7 protein-coding genes are annotated in these 11,230 nt (G+C 60.1%); 1 reads left to right on the top strand and 6 read right to left on the bottom strand.

Features of this window, described 5'->3' with window-relative positions; translation table 11 throughout:
* Positions 1–43: 43 nt before the first annotated feature.
* From C8K63_RS08165 to C8K63_RS08155, 3 genes are all read right to left on the bottom strand, one after another.
* Entirely contained in the window at positions 44–427 is a 384-nt protein-coding gene (locus tag C8K63_RS08165) for a type II toxin-antitoxin system PemK/MazF family toxin (protein WP_108216254.1), read from the bottom strand.
* Positions 428–524: 97 nt separating this feature from the next.
* Positions 525–788 (bottom strand): DUF6124 family protein, encoded by a 264-nt coding sequence (locus tag C8K63_RS08160; RefSeq protein WP_108216253.1) that lies wholly within the window; start codon positions 786–788, stop codon positions 525–527.
* A 480-nt stretch (positions 789–1,268) separates the two neighbouring features.
* Positions 1,269–2,171 (bottom strand): LysR family transcriptional regulator, encoded by a 903-nt coding sequence (locus C8K63_RS08155; protein WP_108216485.1) that lies wholly within the window; start codon positions 2,169–2,171, stop codon positions 1,269–1,271.
* A gap of 119 nt (positions 2,172–2,290) precedes the next feature.
* Between C8K63_RS08155 and C8K63_RS08150 the strand changes: the two genes are divergently transcribed.
* Positions 2,291–3,565 (top strand): MFS transporter, encoded by a 1,275-nt coding sequence (locus C8K63_RS08150; protein WP_108216252.1) that lies wholly within the window; start codon positions 2,291–2,293, stop codon positions 3,563–3,565.
* 155 nt (positions 3,566–3,720) lie between these two features.
* Here C8K63_RS08150 and hemE read toward each other — a convergent pair whose 3' ends face one another.
* The 3 genes from hemE to gltB form a co-directional block, all read right to left on the bottom strand.
* Positions 3,721–4,788, bottom strand: coding sequence for a uroporphyrinogen decarboxylase (gene hemE / locus C8K63_RS08140; protein ID WP_108216251.1), 1,068 nt, complete (start codon positions 4,786–4,788; stop codon positions 3,721–3,723).
* A gap of 254 nt (positions 4,789–5,042) precedes the next feature.
* Positions 5,043–6,461: an FAD-dependent oxidoreductase gene (locus C8K63_RS08130; protein WP_108216250.1), complete on the bottom strand. Its 1,419-nt coding sequence runs from the start codon at positions 6,459–6,461 to the stop codon at positions 5,043–5,045.
* Positions 6,462–6,493: 32 nt separating this feature from the next.
* Complete coding sequence (gltB, locus tag C8K63_RS08125; RefSeq protein ID WP_108216249.1) at positions 6,494–10,939, bottom strand: glutamate synthase large subunit; 4,446 nt, start codon at positions 10,937–10,939, stop codon at positions 6,494–6,496.
* Positions 10,940–11,230: the final 291 nt, after the last annotated feature.

Below are 11,230 nucleotides of genomic sequence, written 5' to 3'. Positions count from 1 at the left end.
ACAACAGCTGGCAACTGGCCTGCCTCAATCAAACTTGCTGCGATTACAGGCCCAAGGCCTTGCGCACCGCGACTTTGATCGCAAAAAACTCGTCTGTTTCAAGTTGTGAAATGACGTAAGTGCGCTTCCCTCGACGATCTCGGCTCTTGATCCGGTCGAGCCTGGAAAGACTGACGGTGGCAACCATATCGCATTTAGCCCAACACGTCGGACTTGCTACCTGCAGATGATTCGGCAGCTCCAGATGATGTTCAAGCATATGATCTGGAGCGGTTGTACTAAGCGGCACAACCGTCACCAACAAGTTGTTGGTTCTGTGTTTGCGAATCACGACAACAGGTCTGACCTTGATCATTTCGGGAACTTCGTAACCCCTGAAATCACAAATCAGTACGCTGCCTTCCTTGGGTTGATATAGAAGTGGCATCCATGGCACTCATCTAAAGAAATCGATTCTGCTCAATATCGGGTGAATCACGAAACCGGATCCGTTACGTGAAGTGTCCCAACGCTCCCTGGGTGATTCAGGGTGGATCGAGGTTATCCAACACCCGATTCACCGCCAGCTCCCCCAACATGATCGATTGCTGAATCCCCAGCAGTGTGTGGCTCTGCGCTCCGTTCAGATTCCTCGCGAAATCGCTCGCCATGACATTGGCTGATGCCAGTGACACGCAGGCGTATTCCAACAGGGTGTGGTTGTCGATTTCGGGGGCGATGAAGAAGATATTGCTGGCTTGGTGTGGAGTGTCCGGATCGGTATCCGGTGGGTTTGGTGTATGCGTCATGATTCAGCGTCCTGACAGTGGGGGCCACACCGAATCGCTACTGATCAAAGGGGTGGCAGCTGTACGCAGGTTAGTAGACCGGACGAAGCGAAACCGGTGCGCCCGAAGACGCCCTGCGCACAGCTACCGTCAAGGGCAGGTATGGACATACCTGCCTATCAGGAGCGCAAATGCGCTTTACTTCGATACGGGCTACTAAACCCGATCACTGACAATCAGTGACCCGATCAAGCTACCGGCGGCCCTCAAAGCGCACAAGCCGGCGGATTCTGGGGTAGTTGCAGGCAACGTCGCAAGGCGCTGTAGCCTGTTCTGGATAGTTCAGAAATGTCCCACGGGCAGCGGCGAAAACTCTGACCTGTAGGAGCGAGCCTGCTCGCGATGGTCGCCAACGATGGCGCGTGCTTCCTGGGTGAACGTGGCGTTTTTTAGTCCATCGCGAGCAGGCTCGCTCCTACAGGGAATATTGTGTTCATACCGTCACTGCTTCAGCGGTTCAACTCTGCGCGTCAGCAGTTCAACAAACGCCTTGGCCATCGCCGACTTCTGGTCCTTACGCTGCACCAACCACACCGCCGATACCGCCGCCGGATCGAGCAGCGGGCGGTAGACCACACCATCAATACGCATCCGCTGATAAGACGCCGGCAGCACCGACACACCGAGCCCTGCCGCTACCAGCCCGATGATGGTCATCGCCTCTCCGGCCTCCTGGGCGAAGTGTGGGCTGAAGCCGGAGTCCCGGGCCAGGCTGAGCAACTGCGCATACAGGCCACTGCCGTAGCTACGCGGAAAAAACACAAAGGGCTCAAGCGCCATGGCTGACAGAAACAAGCCCTCCTCGCTGCCCTCTACCAGCGGATGCTTGGAACTGAGCACCGCGACCAGCGGCTCGCGCATCAATTCGACCACGCTGAGGCAGTCCGGCAGCCCGAGCGGGCGCATGATGCCGACTTCAATCGACTCGTCCACCAGCGCATCAGCCACCTGGGTGCTGCTCATCTCCCGCAGGTTCAGATGCACCGCCGGGAAGCGCTGGCGGAAAGAGAAAATTGCCTGGGGAATGGTCGAGTTGAAGGGGGCCGACGAGGTGAAGCCGATTTTCAGCTCGCCCAACTCGCCCAGTTGCGCCCGTCGCGCGACATCCGCCGCTTTGTCGACCTGCGCCAGCACCAACCGTGCCTCTTGCAGAAACAGCCGACCGGCCTCGCTCAGCTCGACCCGACGATTGGTACGCTCGAACAGTCGTGCGCCGACTTCCTGTTCCAGCGCCTGAATTTGCTGGCTCAGCGGTGGCTGGGAAATACCCAGCACCTGTGCGGCGCGGCCGAAGTGCAGTTCTTCGGCGACGGCGATGAAGTAGCGCAGGTGACGCAATTCCATGGAAAACTCCATTAGGTCGTAAAAGCTATCAAACAGGTCGAACAATATATTGGATTGAATCATTAGCCAGCTATATGCTTTTTTCATTGCCTGACCGGCCGCGTCCTCCGAGGTCCAACGTGAAAACTGCTGTCGCCCCACTCGCCCATGAAGTTCCTCCCGCAGCAGCGGACGCTATCGCCGCTGAGCGGGCGGAAATCTACATCGAAAAAGGCACGCCAGCGTTCATGCGCACGGTGCTGGCATTGTTCTGCGGCGGCTTCGCGACGTTCGCCCTGCTCTACTGCGTGCAGCCGATGATGCCACTGCTGTCCGACGAATATTCCATCAACGCGGCGCAGAGCAGCCTGATCCTGTCGATCGCCACCGGCATGCTCGCCATCGGCCTGCTGATTACCGGCCCGATCTCCGACCGGGTCGGCCGCAAACAGGTAATGGTGGCGGCACTGTTCGCCGCCGCGCTGTGCACCATGGCCAGTGCGATGATGCCGAGCTGGCACGGTGTGCTGCTGATGCGTGCGCTGATTGGATTGTCGTTGAGCGGTCTGGCTGCTGTTGCGATGACTTACTTGAGCGAAGAGATCCACCCACAGCACATCGGCCTCGCCATGGGCTTGTACATCGCTGGCAACGCGATTGGCGGGATGAGCGGACGCTTGATCACCGGGGTATTGATCGACTTCGTCAGCTGGCACACGGCGATGCTGGTGATCGGTGGCCTGGCGCTGATTGCCGCGGCGGTGTTCTGGAAAATCCTCCCGGAATCGCGCAACTTCCGCGCCCGCTCGCTGCATCCGCGCAGCTTGCTCGACGGTTTCACCATGCACTTTCGCGACGCCGGCCTGCCGCTGCTGTTTCTTGAAGCCTTTGTGTTGATGGGCGCGTTCGTCACGCTGTTCAACTACATCGGCTATCGCCTGCTGGCCGCGCCGTACCACATGGAACAGACCTTTGTCGGGTTGTTGTCGGTGGTGTACCTGTCGGGCATCTACAGCTCAGCGAAAATCGGCTCGCTGGCCGACAAACTCGGCCGCCGCAAAATGCTCTGGAGCACCATCGCGCTGATGATCGCTGGTCTCGCCCTGACGATGTTCACGCCCTTGCCGCTGGTGATCATTGGCATGCTGATCTTTACCTTCGGCTTCTTTGGCGCCCACTCGGTGGCCAGCAGCTGGATCGGCCGCCGCGCCACCAGGGCCAAGGGGCAGGCATCGTCGCTGTACCTGTTCAGCTATTACGCCGGTGGGAGCATCGCCGGAACGGCAGGCGGCGTGTTCTGGCACCTAGGCGGCTGGAGCGGGATCGGGTTGTTCATCGGCACGCTGCTGGTGATTGCGCTGTTTGTGGCGTTGAAACTGGCGAAGTTGCCGCCATTGGACGACCACCCCCTGTAGGAGCGAGCTTGCTCGCGATGGACGCAAGAGTGCCGTGTTTAGCCAGTAAATACGCGTTATCGTTAACGACCATCGCGAGCAAGCTCGCTCCTACAGAAGATTACCGAGATACAAAAACGCCCGGCATATGCCGGGCGTTTTTTATTGGGTGCCGATCACACGTGATATTGCGCCGACAATTCATGCACAGCACGCAGGAATGCACCGGCGTGCTCCGGGTCGACTTCCGGCGTGATGCCATGGCCGAGGTTGAACACGTGGCCGCTGCCCTTGCCGTAGCTGGCCAGAATACGCCCGACTTCTGCGCGGATGGCTTCCGGTTTGGCGTAGAGCACGGTCGGGTCCATGTTGCCTTGCAGGGCAACCTTGTCGCCGACACGGGCGCGGGCGTTGCCAATATCGCAGGTCCAGTCCAGGCCCAGCGCATCTGCGCCAGCCTCGGCAATGCTTTCCAGCCACAGGCCACCGTTCTTGGTGAACAGGATGACCGGCACCTTGCGGCCTTCGTGCTCACGGATCAGGCCGCTGACGATTTTGCGCATGTAGGCCAGGGAGAATTCCTGGTACGCCGCCGCCGACAGGTTGCCGCCCCAGGTGTCGAAGATCTGCACGGCCTGTGCGCCGGCCATGATCTGGCCATTGAGGTAGCTGGTGACCGACTGCGCGAGTTTATCGAGCAGCAGGTGCATGGCTTGCGGGTTGTCGTAGAGCATGGCCTTGGTCTTGCGGAAGTCTTTCGACGAGCCGCCTTCGACCATGTAGGTCGCCAGGGTCCACGGGCTGCCGGAGAAACCGATCAACGGCACACGGCCGTTCAGTTCGCGGCGGATGGTGCTGACCGCGTCCATCACGTAGCCCAGGTCTTTCTGCGGGTCAGGAATCGGCAGGGCTTCGATGTCGGCCAGGGTGCTGATGACTTTCTTGAAGCGCGGACCTTCACCGGTTTCGAAGTACAAGCCCTGCCCCATGGCATCGGGGATGGTCAGGATGTCGGAGAAGAGGATCGCCGCATCCAGCTGTGGATAACGGTCGAGCGGCTGCATCGTGACTTCGCAAGCGAACGCCGGGTTCATGCACAGGCTCATGAAGTCGCCGGCTTTGCCACGGCTGGCGCGGTATTCAGGCAGGTAGCGACCGGCCTGACGCATCATCCACACAGGGGTGACGTCTACGGGTTGCTTGAGCAGGGCGCGCAGGAAACGGTCGTTCTTCAGGGCAGTCATGTCGGCATCCGGAAAAAAAGTGAGGGCATTTTCTCAGAGCCGGGCGCAAAAGGCACGGCAAGAGCGGAGGCTTTTGTCTTTCGGGTCAATTTGTCGCAATGAAATACAGAGTTTAGCAACACCGCGAAACAACTGTGGGAGCGGGCTTGCTCGCGAAGAGGCCGGCACAACCAACATTGAAGTTGGCTGACAGACCGCTTTCGCGAGCAGGCTCGCTCCCACAGGGTTACTGCATTTCAAGTCTGGATCGAGGCTCAGACGCCCAGGTAATCCAGGATCCCTTCCGCGGCATTACGGCCTTCGAAGATCGCCGTCACCACCAGGTCGGAACCGCGCACCATGTCGCCACCAGCAAAGATTTTCGGATTGCTGGTCTGATGCTTGTACTGACCTTGCTCAGGCGCCACTACACGGCCCTGGCTGTCGGTCTGGATCTCGAACTGCTCGAACCACGGCGCCGGGCTTGGACGGAAACCGAAGGCGATGACCACGGCGTCGGCCGGGATGATCTCTTCGGAGCCCGGGATCGGCTCGGGGCTGCGACGGCCACGGGCGTCCGGTTCGCCGAGACGGGTCTCGACCACCTTCACACCTTCGACCTTGTCTTCACCAACGATGGCGATCGGCTGGCGGTTGTAGAGGAATTTCACGCCTTCTTCCTTGGCGTTCTTCACCTCTTTGCGCGAGCCCGGCATGTTCGCTTCGTCACGACGATAGGCGCAGGTCACCGACTTGGCGCCCTGGCGGATCGACGTACGGTTGCAGTCCATCGCCGTGTCGCCACCACCGAGTACCACGACCTTCTTGCCTTTCATGTCGACGAAATCTTCCGGCGACTTTTCAAAGCCCAGGTTGCGGTTGACGTTGGCGATCAGGAAGTCGAGCGCGTCGTACACGCCTGGCAGGTCTTCCCCGGCAAAGCCGCCCTTCATGTAGGTGTAGGTGCCCATGCCCATGAAGACCGCATCGTATTCTTCGAGCAGTTGCTCCATGGTCACGTCCGTGCCTACCTCGGTGTTGAGGCGGAACTCGATACCCATGCCGGTGAAGACTTCGCGACGATTGCTCAACACGGTCTTTTCCAGCTTGAACTCGGGGATGCCGAAGGTCAGCAGACCGCCGATTTCCGGGTTCTTGTCGAACACCACCGGGGTCACGCCGCCGCGCACCAGTACGTCGGCACAGCCCAGGCCTGCAGGCCCGGCACCGATGATCGCAACACGCTTGCCGGTCGGCTTGACCTTGGACATGTCCGGGCGCCAACCCATGGCGAATGCGGTGTCGGTGATGTACTTCTCCACCGAACCGATGGTCACCGCGCCGAAGCCGTCGTTGAGGGTGCAGGCACCCTCGCACAGACGATCCTGCGGGCACACCCGGCCGCAGACTTCCGGCAGGGTGTTGGTCTGGTGCGACAGTTCGGCGGCCTGGAGGATGTTGCCCTCGGCCACCAGTTTCAGCCAGTTGGGAATGAAGTTGTGCACCGGGCACTTCCATTCGCAATACGGGTTACCGCAACCCAGGCAGCGGTGGGCCTGGTCGGCCGACTGCTGGGGTTTGAAGGGTTCGTAGATTTCCACGAACTCTTTCTTGCGTTGACGCAACAGTTTCTTCTTCGGATCCTTGCGCCCGACCTCGATGAACTGGAAGTCATTATTCAGACGTTCAGCCATTTTAAAACCTCATCAAACTCTTCAGGCGCATATCACTGCGGGTTGGCACGGGTGCTGGAAAGCAACGATTTCAGGTTGGCAGCCTTGGGCTTGACCAGCCAGAAACGGCGCAAGTAGTCATCGAGGTTTTCGGCGAGTTCACGCCCCCACTCGCTGTCGGTTTCCTCGACGTACTCGTTCAGCACGTTTTGCAGGTGGCTGCGATAGGCTTCCATCGCCTCGCCGCTGATCCGCTGAATTTCCACCAGTTCGTGGTTGACCCGGTCAACGAAGCTGTTGTCCTGGTCGAGCACGTAGGCGAAACCGCCGGTCATGCCAGAGCCGAAGTTGTAACCGGTCTTGCCCAATACGCAGACGAAACCACCAGTCATGTACTCGCAGCAGTGATCGCCAGTGCCTTCCACCACAGTGTGGGCACCAGAGTTACGCACGGCAAAACGCTCGCCCGCGGTGCCGGCGGCGAACAGCTTGCCGCCAGTGGCGCCATACAGGCAGGTGTTGCCGATGATGGCACTGTCCTGAGTGCGGTAGACGCTGCCTTTGGGCGGTACGATCACCAGCTTGCCGCCGGTCATGCCCTTGCCGACGTAGTCGTTGGCGTCGCCTTCCAGGTACATGTTCAGGCCGCCAGCGTTCCACACGCCGAAACTCTGCCCGGCCGTGCCTTTGAAGCGGAACGTGATAGGCGAATTGGCCATGCCCTGGTTGCCATGCTTGCGCGCGATTTCACCGGAGATCCGTGCACCGATGGAACGGTCGCAGTTGCAGATGTCCAGGGCGAACTCGGCGCCGCTCAGGTCGTTGATGGCCGAGGTGGCCATAGTGACCATTTTCTCAGCCAGCAAGCCCTTGTCGAACGGCGGGTTGCGCTCCACGCCACAGAACTGCGGCTTGTCTGCCGGCACGTGGTCGCTGCCCAGCAACGGGGTGAGGTCCAGGTGGTGCTGCTTGGCGGTCTGACCTTCGAGGACTTCCAGCAGATCGGTACGGCCGATCAGCTCTTCGAGGGAGCGCACGCCCAGCTTGGCCAGCCACTCACGGGTTTCTTCGGCGACATAGGTGAAGAAATTCACCACCATGTCGACGGTACCGATGTAGTGATCCTTGCGCAGCTTCTCGTTCTGAGTCGCGACGCCGGTGGCGCAGTTGTTCAGGTGGCAGATGCGCAGGTATTTGCAGCCCAGGGCGATCATTGGCGCGGTGCCGAAGCCGAAGCTTTCAGCGCCGAGGATCGCCGCCTTGATCACGTCGAGGCCGGTTTTCAGGCCGCCGTCGGTCTGTACCCGGACTTTGCCGCGCAGGTCGTTGCCACGCAGGGTCTGGTGGGTTTCGGCCAAGCCGAGTTCCCACGGAGCGCCCGCGTATTTGATCGAGGTCAGCGGCGATGCACCGGTACCGCCGTCGTAGCCGGAGATGGTGATCAAGTCCGCGTAGGCCTTGGCCACACCGGCGGCGATGGTGCCGACGCCAGCTTCTGCCACCAGCTTCACCGAGACCAGTGCCTTCGGGTTGACTTGTTTCAGGTCGAAAATCAGCTGCGACAAGTCTTCGATCGAATAGATGTCGTGGTGCGGCGGTGGCGAAATCAGGGTTACGCCCGGCACTGCGTAACGCAGCTTGGCGATCAGACCGTTGACCTTGCCGCCTGGCAACTGACCACCTTCGCCTGGCTTGGCGCCTTGGGCGACCTTGATCTGCAGCACTTCGGCGTTGACCAGGTATTCCGGGGTCACACCGAAACGGCCAGTGGCAACCTGCTTGATTTTCGAGCTCTTGATGGTGCCGTAGCGCGCAGGGTCTTCGCCGCCTTCGCCAGAGTTGGAACGCGCACCGAGGCGGTTCATGGCTTCGGCCAGGGCTTCGTGAGCTTCCGGCGACAGGGCGCCCAGCGAGATGCCGGCGGAGTCGAAGCGCTTGAGCACCGATTCCAGCGGCTCGATTTCACTCATATCCAATGGAGTGTCGAGGGTTTTGACTTTCAGCAGGTCGCGGATCATCGACACCGGGCGGTTGTCCACCAGCGACGTGTATTCCTTGAACTTGCTGTAGTCGCCCTGCTGCACAGCGGCCTGCAGGGTGTTGACCACGTCCGGGTTGTAGGCGTGATATTCGCCACCGTGGACGAACTTCAGCAAACCGCCTTGCTGGATCGGCTTGCGCGGGCTCCAGGCTTCGGTGGCCAGGGCTTTCTGCTCGGCTTCGATGTCGACGAAACGCGCGCCCTTGATGCGGCTCGGCACGCCACGGAAGCTCAGGTTGCAGACTTCCTCGGACAGGCCGATGGCCTCGAACAACTGCGCACCGCGGTACGAAGTGATGGTCGAGATGCCCATCTTCGACAGGATCTTGAGCAGGCCTTTGGTGATGCCTTTACGGTAGTTCTTGAACACCTCATAGAGGTCACCCAGCACTTCGCCGGTACGGATCAGGTCGCCGAGCACTTCGTAGGCCAGGAACGGATAAACGGCAGAGGCGCCGAAACCGATCAACACGGCGAAGTGATGCGGATCGCGGGCGGTGGCGGTTTCCACCAGGATGTTGGAGTCGCAACGCAGGCCCTTTTCGGTCAGGCGGTGGTGCACCGCGCCGGTAGCCAGGGACGCGTGGATCGGCAACTTGCCCGGGGCAATGTGACGGTCACTCAGAACGACCTGGGTACGACCGGAGCGCACGGCTTCTTCAGCCTGATCGGCAACATTGCGGATCGCAGCTTCCAGGCCGACGCTTTCGTCGTAGTTGAGGTCGATGATCGCGCGCTCGAAGCCCGGACGATCGAGGTTCATCAGCGAGCGCCACTTGGCCGGGGAAATGACCGGCGAGCTGAGGATCACGCGCGAAGCGTGTTCCGGCGACTCCTGGAAAATGTTGCGCTCGGCACCGAGGCAGATTTCCAGCGACATGACGATGGCCTCACGCAGCGGGTCGATCGGCGGGTTGGTGACCTGCGCGAACTGCTGGCGGAAATAGTCGTACGGCGTGCGCACGCGCTGGGACAGCACGGCCATCGGCGTATCGTCGCCCATCGAGCCCACGGCTTCGTAGCCCTGTTCGCCGAGCGGACGCAGCACCTGGTCGCGCTCTTCGAACGTGACCTGGTACATCTTCATGTATTGCTTGAGCTGATCGACGTCGTAGAACGCCGAACCGTGGTCGTTGTCTTCCATGGTCGCCTGGATGCGCAGGGCATTCTTGCGCAGCCATTGCTTGTACGGATGACGGGACTTCAAACGGTTGTCGATCGCATCGGTGTCGAGGATCTGACCGGTTTCGGTGTCCACGGCAAAGATCTGGCCCGGACCCACACGGCCCTTGGCGATCACGTCTTCAGGCTGGTAGTTCCAGACACCGATTTCCGAGGCCAGGGTGATGAAGCCGTTCTTGGTGGTGACCCAACGCGCCGGACGCAGACCGTTACGGTCGAGCAGGCACACCGCGTAACGACCGTCGGTCATTACCACGCCGGCCGGGCCGTCCCACGGTTCCATGTGCATCGAGTTGTATTCGTAGAACGCACGCAGATCCGGGTCCATGGTCTCGACGTTCTGCCACGCAGGCGGAATGATCATCCGCACGCCACGGAACAGGTCGATGCCACCGGTGACCATCAGCTCGAGCATGTTGTCCATGCTCGAGGAGTCGGAACCGACGCGGTTGACCAGCGGGCCGAGTTCTTCCAGGTCCATCAGATCGTTGGTGAACTTGGTGCGACGGGCCACGGCCCAGTTGCGGTTGCCGGTGATGGTGTTGATCTCGCCGTTGTGCGCCAGGAAGCGGAACGGTTGGGCCAGCGGCCATTTCGGCAGGGTGTTGGTGGAGAAGCGCTGGTGGAACACGCAGATCGAGGTTTGCAGGCGCTTGTCGCTGAGGTCTGGATAGAAGGCGGTCAAGTCCGCCGGCATCATCAGGCCTTTGTAAATGATGGTCTTGTGCGAAAAGCTGCAGACGTAGTGGTCGGTGTCAGCGGCGTTGGCCACGGACGAGCGACGACGGGAGGTGAACAGCTTGACGGCCATGTCCTGATCGCTCAAGCCTTCACCGCCGATGAACACTTGCTCGATCTGCGGCAGGCGCTCAAGCGCCAGGCGGCCGAGGACGCTGGTGTCGATCGGCACTTTGCGCCAGCCGACCAACTGCAAGCCGGCGGCCAGGATCTCACGGTTCATGTTCTCGCGAGCGGCTTGGGCTTTGACCGGGTCCTGGTTGAAGAAAACCATGCCCACGGCGTATTGCTTGGGCATTTCGACGCCGAAGGTTTCCTGGGCGATGGCTCGCAGGAACACGTCCGGCTTTTGAATCAGCAGACCGCAACCGTCACCGGTCTTGCCGTCGGCATTAATCCCACCGCGGTGGGTCATGCAGGTCAGGGCCTCGATGGCCGTTTGCAAAAGGGTATGACTGGGCTCGCCCTGCATATGAGCAATCAGGCCGAAACCGCAGTTATCCTTGAATTCATCTGGTTGGTACAGACCTGCTTTCATAGACACTTTCTCACCAGGCTGCCTCTGATCGAGGCAAATTTCTTTTCAATTCAACCACTTGCCATCCGCGCCGAACGCACGCCAGCTTTGCGGGGCAAAAGGGAGGTCATTGTACACACCGACACTTGGCCTCACAAATTTGACGACGAAATGTCGCAAATCTATGTCGCATTTGTGAAAGGTTTAAAGCGATCTGCTGTGCTAGTCAAAACTTTTTTTAATTTTGACCGCTACGACTCAAAAGCTACTATGACGCAGACACCACAAGGCACGCAGCCCGGAAGGCGGCGC

Source organism: Pseudomonas sp. GV085, assembly GCF_003050925.1.
Taxonomy (GTDB): Bacteria; Pseudomonadota; Gammaproteobacteria; order Pseudomonadales; family Pseudomonadaceae; genus Aquipseudomonas.
This window is presented reverse-complemented; position numbering and strand designations above follow the sequence as displayed.